Genomic DNA, 16,917 nt, shown 5'->3' on the forward strand with positions numbered 1-16,917 from the left:
TGGATCGCCATCGCGGCGGCGCCGTGGAACTCTTCGCGCAGGGTTTCCATCGCGGTGTGGTTCTCGCCGACGAAGATCACGTCCTTGAAGAAGTCGCCGTGCAGCATCGGACCGATCGCCAGGTAGCCGATGATGACCGACGGGATCGCCAGCAGGACCAGCGGCAGGGTCACGACCCATGGCGACTCGTGCGGCTTGTCGCCCGGCTGCAGGCCATGGTGGTGGCCGTGGTCGTCGTGCGCGTCTTCCTCGTTGTGCGCATCCGAGTCGTGGCCGTGGCTATGCGGCTGCGGCTTGTTCCAGCGCGATTCGCCATGGAACACCAGGAAGTACATGCGGAACGAGTAGAAGGCGGTGATGAACACGCCGGCCAGCACCGCGAAGTTCGCGAAGCCTGCGCCCGGGATGTTGGTCGCGTGCACGGCCTCGATGATCGAGTCCTTCGAGTAGAAGCCCGAGAAGAACGGGGTACCGATCAGGGCCAGCGAACCCAGCAGCGAGGTGATCCAGGTGATCGGCATGTACTTGCGCAGGCCGCCCATGTTGCGCATGTCCTGGTCGTGGTGCATGCCGATGATGACCGAACCGGCGCCGAGGAACAGCAGCGCCTTGAAGAAGGCGTGGGTCATCAGGTGGAACACGGCCACCGAGTAGGCCGACGCGCCCAGGGCGACGGTCATGTAGCCCAGCTGCGACAGGGTCGAGTAAGCGACGACGCGCTTGATGTCGTTCTGGATGATGCCCAGGAAGCCCATGAACAGCGCGGTGATCGAACCGATCACGATGATGAACGACAGCGCGCCGTCCGACAGCTCGAACAGCGGCGACATGCGCGACACCATGAAGATGCCGGCGGTAACCATGGTCGCGGCGTGGATCAGTGCCGAGATCGGGGTCGGGCCTTCCATCGAGTCAGGCAGCCAGACGTGCAGCGGGAACTGCGCCGACTTGCCCATCGCGCCGATGAACAGGCAGATGCAGGCGGCGGTCAGGAGCGGCCAGCCGATGCCCGGCACGGTCATGCCGGCCAGCTTGTCCGCTTGCGCGAAGACGTCGGTGTACTGCATCGAGCCCGACGCGGCCAGCAGCAGGCCGATGCCGAGGATGAAGCCGAAGTCGCCGACGCGGTTGACCAGGAAGGCCTTCATGTTGGCGAAGATCGCGGTCGGACGGGTGTACCAGAAGCCGATCAGGAGGTACGAGACCAGGCCTACCGCTTCCCAGCCGAAGAACAGCTGGAGGAAGTTGTTGGACATGACCAGCATCAGCATCGCGAAGGTGAACAGCGAGATGTACGAGAAGAAGCGGTTGTAGCCTTCGTCCTCGGCCATGTAGCCGATCGTGTAGATGTGGACCATCAGCGACACCGAGGTCACCACGCACATCATCATTGCCGACAGCGCGTCGATCTGGAAGCCGACGGCCAGTTTCACCGAGCCGACGGTCATCCAGGTGTAGATGTCCTGGTTGAAGCTGGCGCCGTCGAGGACGGCCATCAGGGTCATCACCGAGATGACCAGCGCTACAGCCACGCCCAGGATGGTTGCGGTGTGGGAGACCTTGCGGCCGACCACGTTACCAAGGAACTTGGTGCCGAGCAGGCCGGCAATCGCCGAGCCTGCGAGCGGCGCCAAGGGCACCGCCAGTAACATTGAGGAAGAGAGTTGCCCCGCCATGTTGAACCTTAATCGTTATTGTTTATCCGAACCCATCAGCCCTTGAGGCTGTCGAGGTCTTCCACATTGATCGTGTCCAGGTTACGGAACAGGACCACCAGGATCGCCAGGCCGATCGCCGATTCGGCGGCCGCGACGGTCAGGATGAAGAACACGAAGATCTGCCCCGCCGCATCCCCCAGGTAATGCGAGAAGGCGATGAAGTTCAGGTTCACTGCCAGCAGCATCAGTTCGATGGCCATCAGCAGGATGATGATGTTCTTCCGGTTCAGGAAAATACCGATGATCGAGATCGCGAAAAGGATCGCGCCCAGGACCAGGTAGTGTGCAAGCGATAAAGTCACGAGTTCTGCTCCTTGTTCTGCGCTGCGGCGGCAGCGGCGGCGGCCACGGCGGCTTCGTCGATGGCGCGCTGGTTCACGGCATCCATCTTGACGACGCGCAGGCGGTCGTTGCGCTTGACGCGGACGGCGGCGCCCGGGTCGATGGCCTTGCTGTCCTTGCGCTTGCGCAGGGTCAGCGCCACGGCGGCGATGATCGCCACCAGCAGGATCACGGCCGCGATCTCGAAGCCGTAGATGTAGCGGGTGTAGATCAGGCGGCCCAGCTCGCGGGTGCCGCCGATGTTCATGGCGGCCGCCTCGGGGCTCTGGGCGAAGCCGCTGTAGCCGTTCCACAGCACGGCGGCCATTTCCAGCACGATGACGGCGCCGATGATCAGGGCCATCGGCAGGTAGCCGAGGAAGCCTTCGCGCATGCGGTCGATGTTAATGTCGAGCATCATGACGACGAACAGGAACAGCACCATGACGGCGCCGACGTAGACCAGGACCAGCACGATGGCCAGGAACTCGGCCTTCAGCAGCATCCAGATACCGGCCGCGTTGAAGAACGCGAGCACCAGGAACAGCGCCGCGTGCACGGGGTTCTTGGCGGTGATGACGCGCAGCGCGGACAGCACCATGATGGCCGCGAACACGTAGAACAAAACAGTTGTAAATTCCATGACTAACCGGGCCTCTTCTTGTTATCGGTACTTGGCGTCGGCCGCGCGGGCGGCGGCGATGTCGGCCTCGTAGCGGTCGCCCACGGCCAGCAGCATCTCTTTGGTGTAATAGAGATCGCCGCGCTTCTCGCCGTGGTATTCCAGCACGTGGGTTTCCACGATCGAGTCGACCGGGCAGGACTCTTCGCAGAAGCCGCAGAAGATGCACTTGGTCAGGTCGATGTCGTAGCGCGTGGTTCGGCGGGTGCCGTCCTCGCGCTGCGCCGACTCGATCGTGATCGCCATGGCCGGGCACACCGCTTCGCACAGCTTGCAGGCGATGCAGCGCTCTTCCCCGTTCGGGTAGCGGCGCAGCGCGTGCAGGCCGCGGAAGCGGTTCGACATCGGCGTCTTCTCTTCCGGGTACTGCACGGTGATCTTGCGCGACAGGGCATATTTGCCGGTCAGCGCCAGACCCTTGAACAGCTCGGTCAGCATCAGGCTGCCGAAGATTTCTTTAATACGGTTCATTTGAATGCGCTTCCTTACTTCCAAATATTCCAGGACGTCTGCATGATGGTCGCAACCAGCACCAGCCAGACCAGGGTCACCGGGATGAACACTTTCCAGCCCAGGCGCATGATCTGGTCATAGCGGTAGCGCGGGAAGGTGCCGCGGACCCAGACCATCGCCGAGACCATCAGGAACATCTTCACGAACAGCCAGAAGAAGCCGCCGAAGGCGCCGCCGAATTCCAGGAAGGCGAACGGTGCGTACCAGCCGCCCAGGAACATGATCGATGCCAGGGTGCCGATCAGGATCATGTTGGCGTATTCGGCCAGCATGAACATGGCGTAGGACATGCCCGAGTATTCCACCATGTGGCCGGCGACGATCTCCGACTCGCCTTCCACCACGTCGAACGGGTGACGGTTGCACTCCGCCAGGCCCGAGATGAAGTAGATGAAGAACAGCGGCAGCAGCGGCAGCCAGTTCCACGACAGGAAGTTCAGGCCCATGTCGGCGAACATGCCGCGGTCCTGGCCCAGCACGATGTCCGAGAAGTTCAGCGAACCCGAGACCATCAGCACCACGACCAGCACGAAGCCCATCGGGATTTCATAGGAAATCATCTGTGCCGAGGCGCGCATGGCGCCCATGAAGGCGTACTTCGAGTTCGAGGCCCAGCCGGCGATGATGATGCCGTACACCTCGATCGAGGTGATCGCCAGCAGCAGCAGGACGCCGGCGTTGACGTTGGCCAGCGCCGCTTCCGGACCGAAAGGCACGACCGACCAGGCGGCCAGGGCCGGCATGATGGTCATGATCGGGCCCAGGATGAACAGCTTGGTGGTGGCGCGGGTCGGGATCACGATCTCCTTGACCAGCAGCTTGACCGCGTCGGCGATCGGCTGCAGCAGGCCGCCCGGACCGACGCGGTTCGGGCCGAGGCGGATGTGGATCCAGCCGATCAGCTTGCGTTCCCACAGGGTGGCGTAGGCGACCAGGCCCATCAGCGGCAGCAGCACGCACAGGATCTTGACCACGGTCCAGACCAGGGTCCATGCGGTCGGTCCCAGCAGCGCGTCGCCGCTGGCATAGATGTTATCGATAAAACCGGGCGTTGCCATTACTTGCCCTCCCCTGCTTTTTCAATGTTGATGGTGCCGAACATTGCGCCCAGCGTCGCGGTTGCCGGATGAGCGGCGGCCACGCGCACGACGTTCGCCGGCAGGCGTGCATCGACGTCGGCGACCAGCACGGCCGACCCAATGCCCTGGGTGACCTTGACCGCGTCGCCGGCCTTCACGCCCAGCTTCTCGGCCAGTGCCGCCGGCAGGCGCACCAGCGGCGCGTTGGCGTCGGCCGTGCGCAGCAGCGGCTCGGAGCGGCGCGCGATGGCGTCGGCGAAGTAGATCGGCACGTCGGCGATGCGCTGCAGCGAACCGGCCTCTTCCGAACGCGTGGCGGCGCTCGGCGCCAGCTTGGCCACGTTGTTCAGCTTGGCGGCGTGGTCGAACACGCCCTTGCCCAGCGCTTCGTCGCGGATCGATTCCGAGTTCTCGTAGTCGAAGCCCGACACGCCCAGCAGGTTGCCCAGCACGCGCAGCACCTTCCAGGCCGGACGGGTCTCGCCCAGCGGACGCACGGTGCCGTTGAAGCTCTGTGCGCGGCCTTCGCAGTTGACGAAGGTGCCGGCGGTCTCGCTGAACGGCGAGATCGGCAGCAGCACGTCGGCGTAGTCCAGGCCGTGCTTGAACGGCGACATGGCGACGACCATCTCGGCGCCGTTCAGGGCGGCGCGGGCTTGCTGCGGGTTGGCGGCGTCCAGTTCCGGCTCGGCGTTAAGCAGCACATAAGCTTTCTTCGGTACGCTGAACAGGTCGGCAGCCTTGGCCGAGACGGCGTTCACCAGGTAGCCGCCGACGGTGTTGGCCGCTTCGACGAAGTAGCCGAACCTGGCGCCGGTGGCGTTGGCGATCCATTGGGCGGCAGCGTGGATCTTCGATGCGTCCGGATGGTGGGTGACCGAGTTACCCAGCAGGATCGCGCCCGGCAGCTCGGCGCCGACCGCGACCAGCGAAGCGGCGATGGCTTTCGCGGCGTCGCCGGCCTGGACGTTCTCGAAGCCGGCCGGGGCCGCGGTTTCCTTGGCGGCGGCGACGGCCGAGACGATTTCCGACAGCGCGGCCAGCCAGTCGCCCGGCGCGGCGATCATCTTGTTCGCGGTCGGGATCAGGTTGTCCTCGTCGGTCGCGTGCAAGATCGACAGCTTGGCGCCGGCCTTCACCGCGGTACGCAGGCGGGTGGCGACCAGCGGGTGGTCCTTGCGCAGGAAGGAACCGATGACGAAGGCGCGCTTCAGGTTCGACAGCTCGGCGATCGGCATGCCCAGCCACGGGGTGACGGCGCCGTCCAGGGCGAAGTCGGCCTGGCGCAGGCGGAAGTCGACGTTCTCGACGCCGAAGCCGCGCATGGCCTTTTGCAGCAGGTACAGTTCCTCGACGGTCGAGTGGGCGGTGCCGACGGCGGCGATGCTGTCCGCGCCGTGCTCGTGACGGATGTTACGCAGGCCGTGGGCCACGTATTCCAGCGCGGTCTGCCAATCGGTCTCGATCCACTCGCCGCCCTGCTTGATCATCGGGTTGATCAGGCGGTCGGCGTTGTCGAGGGCTTCGTACGAGAAGCGGTCCTTGTCCGACAGCCAGCATTCGTTGATGGCTTCGTTTTCCAGCGGCAGCACGCGCATGACCTTGCCGCCCTTGACCTGGACGATCAGGTTGGTGCCCAGCGAGTCGTGCGGCGAGACCGAGCGGCGGCGCTGCAGTTCCCACGGACGCGCCGAGTAGCGGAACGGCTTGCTGGTCAGCGCGCCGACCGGGCACAGGTCGATCATGTTGCCCGACACTTCCGAGTCGACGGTCTTGCCCACGAACGTGGTGATTTCCGAGTGCTCGCCGCGGCCCAGCATGCCGAATTCCATGACGCCGGCCACTTCCTGGCCGAAGCGTACGCAACGGGTGCACTGGATGCAGCGGCTCATCTCTTCCATCGAGATCAGCGGGCCGGCTTCCTTCGGGGTCACCACGCGCTTTTCTTCCTGGTAGCGCGAGTTGCCCTTGCCGTAACCGACGGCCAGGTCCTGCAGCTGGCATTCGCCGCCCTGGTCGCAGATCGGGCAGTCGAGCGGGTGGTTAATCAAGAGGAACTCCATGACCGACTTCTGCGCGTGCACGGCCTTGTCGCTGTGGGTGCGCACGATCATGCCCGGCGAAACCGGGGTGGCGCAGGCCGGCAGCGGTTTCGGGGCCTTCTCGACCTCGACCAGGCACATGCGGCAGTTCGCTGCGATCGACAGTTTCTTGTGATAGCAGAAGTGCGGGATATAGGTCCCGAGTTTGTTTGCGGCGTCCATCACCATGGAACCTGGTGCGACTTCGACTTTCTTGCCGTCTAATTCAATTTCAACCATTTGTCGTTACCTGACCTGGCTTAAAGGTAAGTGGGCACGAGGCAGTGCTTGTGCTCGATGTGATATTCGAATTCCTCGCGGAAGTTCTTGATCATGGCGCGAACCGGCATCGCGGCAGCATCGCCCAGCGCGCAGATGGTGCGGCCCTGGATGTTGTCGGCGACCGAGTTCAAGAGGTCCATGTCTTCCGGACGGCCCTGGCCGTGTTCGATACGGTGCACCATGCGGTACATCCAGCCGGTGCCTTCGCGGCACGGCGTGCACTGGCCGCAGGATTCTTCGTAGTAGAAGTAGGACAGGCGCAGCAGCGACTTGACCATGCAGCGCGTCTCGTCCATGACGATGACGGCGCCCGAACCGAGCATCGAACCGGCTTTCGCGATCGAGTCGTAGTCCAGGTCGGTGTCCATCATGACGTCGCCGCGGACCACCGGCGCGGACGAACCGCCCGGGATCACGGCCTTGATCTTCTTGCCGCCGCGCATGCCGCCGGCCAGCTCCATCAGCTTGGCGAACGGGGTGCCCAGCGGGACCTCGTAGTTGCCCGGACGCTCGACGTCGCCCGAGATCGAGAAGATCTTGGTGCCGCCGTTGTTCGGCTTGCCCAGGCCCATGTAGTTCTCGGCGCCGATGTTCAGGATGAACGGGACGGCCGCGAAGGTCTCGGTGTTGTTGATCGTGGTCGGCTTGCCGTACAGGCCGAACGAGGCCGGGAACGGCGGCTTGAAGCGCGGCTGGCCCTTCTTGCCCTCCAGCGACTCCAGCAGCGCGGTTTCTTCGCCGCAGATGTAGGCGCCGTAGCCGTGGTGGGCGTGCAGCTGGAAGCTGAACTCCGAACCCATGATGTTATCGCCCAGGAAGCCGGCGGCGCGCGCCTCTTCCAGCGCCTCTTCGAAGCGCAGGTATTCCTGGAAGATCTCGCCGTGGATGTAGTTGTAGCCCACGGTGATGCCCATCGCGTAGGCGCCGATGGCCATGCCTTCGATCAGCGCGTGCGGGTTGTAGCGGATGATGTCGCGGTCCTTGAACGTGCCCGGCTCGCCTTCGTCGGTGTTGCAGACGAGGTATTTCTGGCCCGGGTACTGGCGCGGCATGAAGCTCCACTTCAGGCCGGTCGGGAAACCGGCGCCGCCGCGGCCGCGCAGGCCCGAGGTCTTCAGGTCGGCGATGATCTGTTCCGGCGCAATCTTGCCTTCCAGAATACGACGCAGGGCCGAGTAGCCGCCGCGCTTGACGTAGTCTTCCAGGTGCCAGTTCTCGCCGTTCAGGTCCTTCAGGATCAGCGGATTGATGTGACGGTCGTGCAGGCTGGTCATTTCTTCAGTTCCTCAACGAGGGCGTCGATCTTGTCGTTGCTCATGAACGAGCACATGCGGTGGTTATTCACCAGCATGACCGGTGCGTCGCCGCACGCGCCCATGCACTCGCCTTCGAGGACGGTGAATTGGCCGTCTTCGGTGGTGCCGCGGAATTCGACGCCGAGCTTGTCTTTCAGGTGCTTGGCGGCGCGCTCGCCGCCGGACAGCGCGCACGGCAGGTTGGTGCACACGGTGATCTTGTGCTTGCCCACCGGACGGGTGTTGTACATGTTGTAGAAGGTCGCCACTTCCTGCACGGCGATGGCCGGCATGCCGATGTAGTCGGCGATTTCCTGCATGGTTTCGGGCGACAGCCAGCCCAGTTCGACCTGGGCGTGGGCCAGCGAGGCCATCACGGCGCTCTGGCGCTGGTCGGCCGGGTACTTGGCCAGCTCGCGGTCGATTTTTTTATAGCACTGCTCAGATAACAACATAATCTTTTCTGCCTTTCGGACTTATCGGTCAATGGAGCCGAAAACGATGTCTTGCGTACCGATGATCGTGACGGCGTCGGCGATCATGTGGCCGCGGGCCATCTCGTCCAGGCTCTGCAGGTGGGCATAGTCGGGCGTGCGGATCTTCAGGCGGTACGGCTTGTTGGCGCCGTCGGACACGATGTAGATGCCGAATTCGCCCTTCGGGTGCTCGACCGCGGCGTAGGCTTCGCCTTCCGGCACGTGGAAGCCTTCGGTGAACAGCTTGAAGTGGTGGATCAGCGATTCCATGTTCGACTTCATGTCTTCGCGCTTTGGCGGGACGACCTTGTAGTTGTCGACCATGACCGGACCCTGGTTCACGCGCAGCCAGGCGATGCACTGCTTGATGATGCGGTTCGACTGGCGCATCTCTTCCACGCGGACCAGGTAGCGGTCGTAGGAGTCGCCGTTGGTGCCGACCGGGATGTCGAAGTCGAGCTTGTCGTAGACGGCGTAGGGCTGGGTCTTGCGCAGGTCCCAGGCGATGCCCGAGCCGCGCAGCATGGCGCCGGTAAAGCCCATGGCCTTCGCCGCTTCCGGCGTGACCACGCCGATGCCGACCGTACGCTGCTTCCAGATGCGGTTGTCGGTCAGCAGGGTTTCGTACTCGTCGACGTAGCCGTCGAAGCGCTCCGTGAATGCCTCGATGAAGTCGAGCACCGAACCCTGGCGGTCTTCGTTCAGCTTGGCGATCGCCTGCTTCGAGCGGATGATCGATTCCTTGTGCTGCGGCATGGTGTCCGGCAGGTCGCGGTAGACGCCGCCCGGACGGTAGTAGGCCGCGTGCATGCGCGCGCCCGAGACCGCCTCGTAGACGTCGAACAGGTCTTCGCGGTCGCGGAAGGCGTACAGGAAGGGGCCCATGGCGCCGATGTCGAGCGCGTGCGCGCCGAGCCACATCAGGTGGTTCAGGAGGCGCGTGATCTCGTCGAACATGACGCGGATGTACTGGGCGCGGATCGGCGCCTCGATGCCGAGCAGCTTCTCGATGGCCAGCACGTAGCCGTGCTCGTTGCACATCATCGACACGTAGTCGAGGCGGTCCATGTAGGGAACCGACTGCAGGTAGGTGCGGGTTTCCGCCAGCTTCTCGGTGCCGCGGTGCAGCAGGCCGATGTGCGGGTCGGCGCGCTGGATCACTTCGCCGTCCAGTTCCAGCACGAGACGCAGCACGCCGTGCGCTGCCGGGTGCTGCGGACCAAAGTTCAGGGTGTAATTCTTAAGCTCAGCCATTATTTCATCCCGTAGGTTTCTTCGCGGATCACGCGCGGAATGTTTTCACGCGGCTCGATCGTCACGGGTTGGTAGATCACGCGCTTCTGTTCGGGGTCGTAGCGCATTTCGACGTAGCCCGAGATCGGGAAGTCCTTGCGGAACGGGTGGCCGATGAAGCCATAGTCGGTCAGGATGCGGCGCAGGTCGCCGTGACCGTCGAACAGGATGCCGTACAGGTCGAAGGCTTCGCGCTCGTACCAGTTGGCGCCGCGCCAGATGCCTGTTACCGATTCGACCAGGGGCATCTCATCGTCCGGGCAGAACACGCGCACGCGCACGCGCCAGTTGTGTTCGATCGACAGCAGGTGCGAAACGACCGCGAAACGCAGGCCGTCCCAGGTGCCTTCGCCGTACTGGGAATAGTCGACGCCGCACAGGTCGATCAGTTCTTCGAACTTCAGCGACGGGTCGTCGCGCAGGATCTGCATCGAGCGCAGGTAATCGGCGGCCTTGACCACCACGGTCACTTCGCCGAGCGCCGTCGAAATGGCGGCGCCCTCGCCCAGTGCTTTTTCGAGGGCGAGTTGGAGGACTTCGAGTTTTGTCGTCATGGTGAATCCGGCAGTGTTAACGCGCGATCGTGTTGGTGCGCTTGATCTTGTTCTGCAGCTGCATGATGCCGTACAGCAGGGCTTCAGCCGTCGGCGGGCAACCCGGGACATAGACGTCGACCGGCACGATACGGTCGCAGCCGCGCACCACCGAGTACGAGTAGTGGTAGTAGCCGCCGCCGTTGGCGCAGGAACCCATCGAGATCACCCAGCGCGGCTCGGCCATCTGGTCGTACACCTTGCGCAGCGCCGGCGCCATCTTGTTGCACAGCGTGCCGGCGACGATCATCACGTCGGACTGACGCGGCGAGGGGCGGAACACAATACCGAAACGGTCGAGGTCATAGCGGGCCGCGCCCACATGCATCATCTCGACCGCGCAGCAGGCCAGGCCAAACGTCATCGGGAACATCGATCCCGTGCGCGCCCAGTTGATCAGCTTATCGGCTGTGGTGGTAATGAAACCTTCGTTTAATACGCCTTCAATAGCCATGGCTTATTCCCAATCAAGGGCACCTTTCTTCCAGATGTACCAGAAACCGACGACGAATTCGGCGATGAACACCATCATCGTGATGAACCCGGTCCAGCCCAGTTCGCGCATCGAGACGCCCCATGGGAAGAAGAATGCCGTTTCCAGATCAAACAAAATAAACAGGATCGCCACCAGGTAGTAGCGAACGTCGAACTTCATGCGGGCATCTTCGAAGGCTTCGAAGCCGCATTCGTAAGGAGAGAGCTTGGCAGCGTCGGGACGGTTCGGACCGAGGAGGTAGCCGAGCACCTGGGGTGCGACGCCGACACCGACGCCGATCAGGATGAAGAGAAGGACGGGGAAGTAATTTTCGAGGTTCACGATGAAGCCTATTTGAACGATCGGTTAATGAAACCACTGCATTGCCTGCAGCGCCGTATCGCGCAATCCTGGCCGTAAAGTACCCACATCGATACTTCGCCCTGCTACCAGGACCGTACGACTGATCCTCGTAAAAAAGCCAGCGCAGGCTGGAGAGCGGTTGCTCATCGCCCTTGCTGGCTTTTTTGTATCTTGGTGCCGACGGCGAGACTCGAACTCGCACAGCTTGCGCCACTACCCCCTCAAGATAGCGTGTCTACCAATTTCACCACGTCGGCTGGAGACCAGTATTATACCCTGCCTTAACACCTTCTTTCAATGCACAAATTGAGGTGGCGCAAGGAAAAAACCGGTTTTTCTCAAACTTTTTTGCATTGCATGAAGCCAAACACAAATTGCCAGTTCGAGAATCCCGTTGGACCGCAATTTTCGGCGCCGCCGGGGGTACTGCAAGGCCGCAAGGGCCTTCACTTCATGGGCAGGAGCCGCTGCCGGCCCTGCCCCGCGGCCAACCCTGGCCAACCGCGTCGCGCGCACCAGCCGGCGCGCGCATAAGCATACTACGATTACTTCTGGCCTGCCGGAGCCGGAGCTGCCGGGACGTCGGCGGCCGGAGCGGCCGGCACGTCGGCGGCCGGCGCCGTTGCAGGAGCCGCCGGGGCGGCCGGCACGCCAGCCGGTGCGCCAGGAACGTCGTTCACCGGTGCGGCCGGGGTGGTGGCGTTCGGCACGGCCGAGCCGGCGTTGTTGTTCATGCGCTCCATCACGCCGCCGCTGGTGGCGACGGTGCGGGTGTTGCCCATGTAGGCCAGGGCCAGGGTCGACGCGAAGAAGATCGCAGCGGCCACGGCCGTCGACTTCGACAGGAAGTTCGACGAACCGCTGGCGCCGAACAGGCTGCCCGACGCACCCGAGCCGAAAGCGGCGCCCATGTCGGCGCCCTTACCGTGCTGCAGCAGTACCAGGCCGATGATGGCCAGGGCCGAGATGACCTGCACGACAATAACAAGATTGAACAACACGTTCATTACAGTTCCATTCCAAGTTTAACTACGTTGCAAATTCTTTTAGGCCGCGGCGCCGATGATCGCCAGGAAGTCGGCCGCCTTCAGTGCGGCGCCGCCGATCAGGCCGCCGTCGATGTCGCCCTGGGCCATCAGCTCGGCCGCGTTGTCCGGCTTCATGCTGCCGCCGTACAGGATGGCGACGCGCTCGCCGGCCGCGGCGCTGCGCTCGCGCAGCTGGCTGCGCAGCTGGGCATGCACTTCCTGCGCCATCGCCGGGGTGGCGGTCTTGCCGGTGCCGATCGCCCATACCGGCTCGTAGGCGACCACGATACGCGCGGCGGCGTCGACGTCAAGCAGCTCCAGCACGGCCGACAATTGTCGACCAACTACAACATTTGTTTGACCCGCTTCGCGCTGCTCGAGGGTTTCACCCACGCAGACGATCGGCGTCAGGCCCGCGTTCAGCGCGGCCAGGGTTTTCTGCGCCACGACCTGGTCGGTCTCGCCATGGTAGGCGCGCCGCTCCGAGTGGCCGACGATCACGTAGCTGCAGCCGAAGTCAAGCAGCATCGAGGCCGCCACTTCGCCCGTGTAGGCGCCGCTGGCGTGGACCGATACGTCCTGCGCGCCCCAGGCCAGCCTGCCGCCCGCCAGGGTGTCCGCGCATTGCTGCAGATAAGGAGCCGGCACGCACACGGCGCACGTGGCGTTTGCGTTGTCCAGTCCGGCGACAATTCCAGCGAGCAGCGACGCGTTGGCCGCGCGGCTGCCGTTCATCTTCCAGTTACCTACGACGAGTTTGGGACGCATAAAACCCCACAGTCAAATAACCCGCTATTCTAGCCCCCGTTCAGGGGGCGGTCAAACAATGGCTGAGCGGGTGTGTTAAAAGGCCGTCAATGAAACCGGTATGGTTCAGTGACGAAGACCGGTGCGCGATTGCGGCGCTGTTCGTCGAACGCGTGGACGGCATAGCCGTCCACCCTACGCTGGCTCGCGGAACGCCGGCTCGATTCGGAGGGCCGTAGGGTGGACGGGTTTCCCGTCCACGCGTCCAACCTGCATTTGCTCATCCGCAGCGCCAAACGACACCGCGGTCAAACCACCTGCAACACGATCTTCCCCACGTGCGTGCTCGACTCCATCAGCGCATGCGCCTCGGCCGCCTGCTCGAGCGGGAAGGTCTTGTAGATCACCGGCTTGATCTTCCCCTGCGCAAACAGCGGCCACACCTGCTCGCGCAGCTTCTGCGCGATCGCGCCCTTGAAGGCCACCGGGCGCGGGCGCAGGGTCGAGCCGCTGATGCTCAGGCGCCGGCGCAGCACCTGCCCCAGGTCGACGTTCGCCTTGGCGCCGCCGAGCAGCGCGATCAGGGCGATGCGGCCGTCGTCGGCCAGGCAGTCGATCTCGCGCGCCACGTAGTCGCCGGCGACCATGTCGAGGACGACGTCGACGCCCTTCCCGGCCGTCAGCTCTTTTACCACCGCCACGAAATCCTCGGTCCGGTAATTGATCCCGCGCTCGGCGCCGAGTTCCTCGCAGGCCCGGCATTTCTCGTCGTTGCCTGCCGTGGCGAACACCCGGTGCCCGCGGGCCGTGGCCAGCTGGATCGCGGTGACGCCGATGCCCGAGGTGCCGCCCTGCACCAGCAGGGTTTCGCCGTCCGACAAACCGGCGCGGTCGAACACGTTGGTCCAGACCGTGAAGAAGGTTTCCGGCAGCGAGGCCGCCTCGACGGCGCTCAAGCCTGCCGGCACCGGCAGGCACTGCGCCAGCGGCGCCGCGCAGTATTCGGCATAGCCGCCGCCCTGCACCAGGGCGCAGACCATGTCGCCTTTCTTGAAGCCGCTGTCGCCGAGCTCACCGTCGACGATCTCGCCCGCCACTTCCAGCCCCGGCAGGTCGGAGGCCCCCGGCGGCACCGGATAGTGGCCCATGCGCTGCAGCACGTCGGGCCGGTTGATGCCGGCCGCGTGCACGCGGATCAGCACCTCGCCCGCCTTCAGTTCCGGCAGCGGCCGCTCGCACGGCCGCAGCACCTCCGGCTTGCCCGGTTGCGTAATTTCGATTGCGCGCATTTCCGCCTCCTCTTGAGAAAAGGACAATTGTACGGCAAGCCCGCATTCGGCGTTCCCATCCTCATCTGTTGCTCAGCGGCGAATGTATCTCCGTTTTTTGTGCTCAAACGCAAACAAATTCTTTAATGCATGAGCTTTTTGGGGAACTTTAGAGCTAGCACAACGAACTCATCCGTAGCCACCTTGCCGCCCCCATGCGCGCCGCATAGATTGGAAGACGCGTGCTGAAGCATTCAAGCCGTTTCCACCAATAAGCAAAGGAACGATCATGCAACTGATTCCGTCCTCCCTGTCCGATTGGCTGCGACGTGCCGCGGCCACCTTTTCCGACGCACTCCCCGTCGATCGCCCGCGCCGCGGCATGCTGCTGGCCGGCGCGCTGCTCGCCACCGCCCTGGCACTGCCCGGCCCGCCGGCCGGCGCCCAGGACTGGACCACCGAGCGCTGGACCGGCACCTGGGGCACCGGCCCGGCCGGCCCGCCGGCAGCCGGCACCGCCCAGGTCTTCACCGACCAGACCCTGCGCCTGATCGTCCGCACCAGCATCGGCGGCAACCGCGTGCGCATCCGCGTCTCGAACGAGTTCGGCAGCACCCCGCTGCGGATCGGCGCCGCCCGCATCGGCGTGCGCGCCTCGGGCTCCGACATCGCGCCCGGCACCGACCGCGTGCTCACCTTCAGCGGCCGCACCGCGATCGTGATCCCGCCCGGCGCGCCGGTGCTGTCCGACCCGGTCGAGCTGAACGTGCCGGCGCTGGGCGACCTCGCCGTCAGCCTCTACCTGCCGGGCACGGTGGAAGCGGCCACGATCCACAACACCGGCCTGCAGACCAACTACGTCTCGCTGCCGGGCGACTTCACGGCCGCCGCCACCCTGCCGGTGCAGCGCACCATCACGGCCTGGCCCTTCCTGACCGAGGTCGACGTCGACAGCGCCGGCCCGGCCATCGTCACCCTGGGGGACTCGATCACCGACGGCACCCGCAGCACGGTCGACACCAACAACCGCTGGCCCGACTGGCTGGCGCGGCGCCTGCAGACCGTGCGCGATCCGGTGCTGGGCCTGAACGGCCGCCTGGGCGTGGTCAACCGCGGCATCAGCGGCAACCGCCTGCTGGCCGACGCGACGAACCCGCTGGCCGGGCGCAGCATCCTGGAGCGTTTCGACCGCGACGTGCTCGCGACCGCCGGCGTCACGTACATGACCCTGCTCATCGGGATCAACGACATCGGCAACAGCTCGCCGGCCAACCCGGTGACGGCCGAGGACCTGATCGCCGGCTACCGCCAGGTGATCGCGCGCGCCCACGCGAAAGGCATCGCCGTGTTCGGCGCCACGCTCACGCCCTTCGAAGGCGCGGGCTACTACTCGCCCGAGAAGGAAGTCGTGCGCCAGGCAGTGAACAGCTGGATCCGCTCGACCGACGAGTTCGACGGCGTGATCGACTTCGACCTCGCCACCCGCGACCCGGCCCATCCGAGCCGCTTCCTGCCGGCCTTCGACAGCGGCGACCACCTGCACCCGAGCGACCTGGGTTACCAGGCGATGGGCAATGCCGTGCCGCTGACGCTGTTCCGCGCGCTGGGAGCGGCGACTGCGGCGCCGCTGAAATTGGAAAAGGTGAAGTGAGACTGGTTGTATCAGTCCTGCGGCTGCACCGGTGGCCTGGCTGGCGGTGTGGCCGCGGCAGGGGCGCCGGCAGCCACCACCTCGATGGACTGCCCCGGCCCCGCCAGTTCGTGGAAGATGTCGTCGAGGTAGATGGCCAGTTCGTCCTCCGCGAGCTCGGCCGGGATCACGAGTTCGTCTTCGGGCACGCGCGTGCCCGAGGTGAGCCGGTAGGCCATCCAGCGGCCCTGCTCGCGCCGTACCTCCAAGCGGAAGCGGCCGTAGATATTGAATCGCATGTCCCGCCCCTATCGCTCAGTTGCTCCCCGTCTTCGATTGCGTCGGCAAGCTTGTGCCCACCTTCCAGGTCCGCGACAAGGCCTGGGCCTCCTCGATCTGCTCCTGGGTCATGGTCCTGGCGATCGCCGCGCGCTGGTTGACGGCATTCTGGTGGCCGCTGGCGGCCGCCAGGTTGTACAGCATGTAGGCGATCACCGGGTCGGCCGGCACGCCGGCGACGTGGTAGCGGTACATCAGCCCGAGCGCGTGCTGGGCTTCGCCATGGCCCTGCTCGGCCGCCTTGCGGAACCAGGTGACGGCGTGCTTCTGGTCCTGCGGCACGGCGTTGCCGGTGTAGTACATGGCGCCGACCACGTATTGGGCGTCGGCCTTGCCCTGCTGGGCCGCCTTCAGGTGCCAGCCGAAGGCCTGCTTGTAGTCGCGGGCGACGCCGCGGCCCATGTAGTACATCAAGCCCAGCAGGTGCTGGGCGTCGGGATTGCCGGCGCGCGCCAGCGGCGCGATCTCCTTCATCGCCAGCGCATAGTTGCGCGCGTTGTAGGCGCTTGCTCCCTCGGGAAAACCCGCATGCGCCGGGCCGAGCAGGCCGAGCGCAAGCAGGATCGCTACGGTATATTTTTTCATTGTCTCGTGCGTGGTACCGGTCTCTTGGAGCGCCTGACAAAACCTCCATGGCTGCGTTGCATCGTCTCGCCGTACGCTCGTACTGTCTTCGACGACGCGCCTTGCCCTGAAGGTTTTGTCAGGCGCTCGTAGCCCACCCTTGTTCCGTT

Annotated in this window: 18 protein-coding genes and 1 tRNA gene; 1 reads left to right on the forward strand and 18 read right to left on the reverse strand. The window is 64.6% G+C overall.

Annotated elements, in window-relative coordinates:
* The 16 genes from nuoL to RT688_RS01900 all read right to left on the reverse strand — a co-directional run.
* The coding region (nuoL, locus tag RT688_RS01825) for an NADH-quinone oxidoreductase subunit L (RefSeq protein WP_313703150.1) at positions 1-1,676 on the reverse strand (1,676 nt) is incomplete at its 3' end.
* 35 nt (positions 1,677-1,711) lie between these two features.
* A complete protein-coding gene (gene nuoK / locus RT688_RS01830; RefSeq protein ID WP_312549994.1) occupies positions 1,712-2,020 on the reverse strand; it encodes an NADH-quinone oxidoreductase subunit NuoK in 309 nt (102 codons plus the stop codon).
* Positions 2,017-2,682 carry an NADH-quinone oxidoreductase subunit J gene (locus RT688_RS01835; RefSeq protein ID WP_313703151.1) on the reverse strand — a complete coding sequence of 222 codons (666 nt, stop codon included), beginning with the start codon at positions 2,680-2,682 and terminating at the stop codon, positions 2,017-2,019. Before RT688_RS01835 ends, nuoK begins: the two co-directional genes overlap by 4 nt.
* Before the next feature lie 21 nt (positions 2,683-2,703).
* Positions 2,704-3,192 (reverse strand): NADH-quinone oxidoreductase subunit NuoI, encoded by a 489-nt coding sequence (nuoI, locus tag RT688_RS01840; RefSeq protein WP_313703152.1) that lies wholly within the window; start codon positions 3,190-3,192, stop codon positions 2,704-2,706.
* A 14-nt stretch (positions 3,193-3,206) separates the two neighbouring features.
* Positions 3,207-4,292 carry an NADH-quinone oxidoreductase subunit NuoH gene (nuoH, locus tag RT688_RS01845; RefSeq protein ID WP_313703153.1) on the reverse strand — a complete coding sequence of 362 codons (1,086 nt, stop codon included), beginning with the start codon at positions 4,290-4,292 and terminating at the stop codon, positions 3,207-3,209.
* Positions 4,292-6,634 (reverse strand): NADH-quinone oxidoreductase subunit NuoG, encoded by a 2,343-nt coding sequence (gene nuoG, locus RT688_RS01850; RefSeq protein WP_313703154.1) that lies wholly within the window; start codon positions 6,632-6,634, stop codon positions 4,292-4,294. Before nuoG ends, nuoH begins: the two co-directional genes overlap by 1 nt.
* Before the next feature lie 20 nt (positions 6,635-6,654).
* Positions 6,655-7,950 carry an NADH-quinone oxidoreductase subunit NuoF gene (gene nuoF, locus RT688_RS01855; RefSeq protein ID WP_313703155.1) on the reverse strand — a complete coding sequence of 432 codons (1,296 nt, stop codon included), beginning with the start codon at positions 7,948-7,950 and terminating at the stop codon, positions 6,655-6,657.
* Positions 7,947-8,426, reverse strand: coding sequence for an NADH-quinone oxidoreductase subunit NuoE (gene nuoE / locus RT688_RS01860; protein WP_313703156.1), 480 nt, complete (start codon positions 8,424-8,426; stop codon positions 7,947-7,949). Before nuoE ends, nuoF begins: the two co-directional genes overlap by 4 nt.
* Before the next feature lie 21 nt (positions 8,427-8,447).
* On the reverse strand, positions 8,448-9,701 hold the full coding sequence (locus tag RT688_RS01865; protein ID WP_313703157.1) for an NADH-quinone oxidoreductase subunit D: 1,254 nt from the start codon (positions 9,699-9,701) through the stop codon (positions 8,448-8,450).
* A complete protein-coding gene (locus tag RT688_RS01870) occupies positions 9,701-10,294 on the reverse strand; it encodes an NADH-quinone oxidoreductase subunit C (RefSeq protein WP_313703158.1) in 594 nt (197 codons plus the stop codon). Before RT688_RS01870 ends, RT688_RS01865 begins: the two co-directional genes overlap by 1 nt.
* 16 nt (positions 10,295-10,310) lie before the next feature.
* A complete protein-coding gene (locus tag RT688_RS01875; protein ID WP_020654624.1) occupies positions 10,311-10,787 on the reverse strand; it encodes a NuoB/complex I 20 kDa subunit family protein in 477 nt (158 codons plus the stop codon).
* Between the two features lie 3 nt (positions 10,788-10,790).
* Complete coding sequence (locus RT688_RS01880; RefSeq protein WP_312549978.1) at positions 10,791-11,150, reverse strand: NADH-quinone oxidoreductase subunit A; 360 nt, start codon at positions 11,148-11,150, stop codon at positions 10,791-10,793.
* 193 nt (positions 11,151-11,343) lie between these two features.
* Positions 11,344-11,428, reverse strand: a tRNA-Leu gene (locus RT688_RS01885).
* A 288-nt stretch (positions 11,429-11,716) separates the two neighbouring features.
* Positions 11,717-12,178 (reverse strand): preprotein translocase subunit SecG, encoded by a 462-nt coding sequence (secG, locus tag RT688_RS01890; RefSeq protein ID WP_313703159.1) that lies wholly within the window; start codon positions 12,176-12,178, stop codon positions 11,717-11,719.
* Between the two features lie 39 nt (positions 12,179-12,217).
* A complete protein-coding gene (tpiA, locus tag RT688_RS01895) occupies positions 12,218-12,967 on the reverse strand; it encodes a triose-phosphate isomerase (protein ID WP_313703160.1) in 750 nt (249 codons plus the stop codon).
* A 287-nt stretch (positions 12,968-13,254) separates the two neighbouring features.
* Positions 13,255-14,235, reverse strand: coding sequence for an NAD(P)H-quinone oxidoreductase (locus tag RT688_RS01900; protein ID WP_313703161.1), 981 nt, complete (start codon positions 14,233-14,235; stop codon positions 13,255-13,257).
* A 268-nt stretch (positions 14,236-14,503) separates the two neighbouring features.
* On the opposite strand from RT688_RS01900, the gene RT688_RS01905 reads away from it, so the two are divergent.
* Positions 14,504-15,865, forward strand: coding sequence for an SGNH/GDSL hydrolase family protein (locus tag RT688_RS01905; RefSeq protein ID WP_313703162.1), 1,362 nt, complete (start codon positions 14,504-14,506; stop codon positions 15,863-15,865).
* Positions 15,866-15,876: 11 nt separating this feature from the next.
* Here the strand turns inward: RT688_RS01905 and RT688_RS01910 are convergent, their stop codons facing one another.
* Entirely contained in the window at positions 15,877-16,143 is a 267-nt protein-coding gene (locus RT688_RS01910; protein WP_313703163.1) for a hypothetical protein, read from the reverse strand.
* 16 nt (positions 16,144-16,159) lie between these two features.
* Positions 16,160-16,768, reverse strand: coding sequence for a tetratricopeptide repeat protein (locus tag RT688_RS01915; RefSeq protein ID WP_313703164.1), 609 nt, complete (start codon positions 16,766-16,768; stop codon positions 16,160-16,162).
* Positions 16,769-16,917 lie beyond the last annotated feature (149 nt).

The sequence above is a fragment of the Massilia sp. genome (genome assembly GCF_032106685.1).
GTDB lineage: Bacteria > Pseudomonadota > Gammaproteobacteria > Burkholderiales > Burkholderiaceae_D > Telluria.

What these genes read in the sequence shown, in the direction of transcription:
- RT688_RS01875 (WP_020654624.1), bottom strand. Translation starts at nt 10,787, where the DNA reads ATGGCTATTGAAGGCGTATTAAACGAAGGTTTCATTACCACCACAGCC.
- secG (WP_313703159.1), bottom strand. Translation starts at nt 12,178, where the DNA reads ATGAACGTGTTGTTCAATCTTGTTATTGTCGTGCAGGTCATCTCGGCC.
- RT688_RS01870 (WP_313703158.1), bottom strand. Translation starts at nt 10,294, where the DNA reads ATGACGACAAAACTCGAAGTCCTCCAACTCGCCCTCGAAAAAGCACTG.
- nuoE (WP_313703156.1), bottom strand. Translation starts at nt 8,426, where the DNA reads ATGTTGTTATCTGAGCAGTGCTATAAAAAAATCGACCGCGAGCTGGCC.
- RT688_RS01835 (WP_313703151.1), bottom strand. Translation starts at nt 2,682, where the DNA reads ATGGAATTTACAACTGTTTTGTTCTACGTGTTCGCGGCCATCATGGTG.
- RT688_RS01915 (WP_313703164.1), bottom strand. Translation starts at nt 16,768, where the DNA reads ATGAAAAAATATACCGTAGCGATCCTGCTTGCGCTCGGCCTGCTCGGC.
- RT688_RS01865 (WP_313703157.1), bottom strand. Translation starts at nt 9,701, where the DNA reads ATGGCTGAGCTTAAGAATTACACCCTGAACTTTGGTCCGCAGCACCCG.
- nuoI (WP_313703152.1), bottom strand. Translation starts at nt 3,192, where the DNA reads ATGAACCGTATTAAAGAAATCTTCGGCAGCCTGATGCTGACCGAGCTG.
- RT688_RS01910 (WP_313703163.1), bottom strand. Translation starts at nt 16,143, where the DNA reads ATGCGATTCAATATCTACGGCCGCTTCCGCTTGGAGGTACGGCGCGAG.
- tpiA (WP_313703160.1), bottom strand. Translation starts at nt 12,967, where the DNA reads ATGCGTCCCAAACTCGTCGTAGGTAACTGGAAGATGAACGGCAGCCGC.
- RT688_RS01905 (WP_313703162.1), top strand. Translation starts at nt 14,504, where the DNA reads ATGCAACTGATTCCGTCCTCCCTGTCCGATTGGCTGCGACGTGCCGCG.
- nuoH (WP_313703153.1), bottom strand. Translation starts at nt 4,292, where the DNA reads ATGGCAACGCCCGGTTTTATCGATAACATCTATGCCAGCGGCGACGCG.
- nuoF (WP_313703155.1), bottom strand. Translation starts at nt 7,950, where the DNA reads ATGACCAGCCTGCACGACCGTCACATCAATCCGCTGATCCTGAAGGAC.
- RT688_RS01900 (WP_313703161.1), bottom strand. Translation starts at nt 14,235, where the DNA reads ATGCGCGCAATCGAAATTACGCAACCGGGCAAGCCGGAGGTGCTGCGG.
- nuoG (WP_313703154.1), bottom strand. Translation starts at nt 6,634, where the DNA reads ATGGTTGAAATTGAATTAGACGGCAAGAAAGTCGAAGTCGCACCAGGT.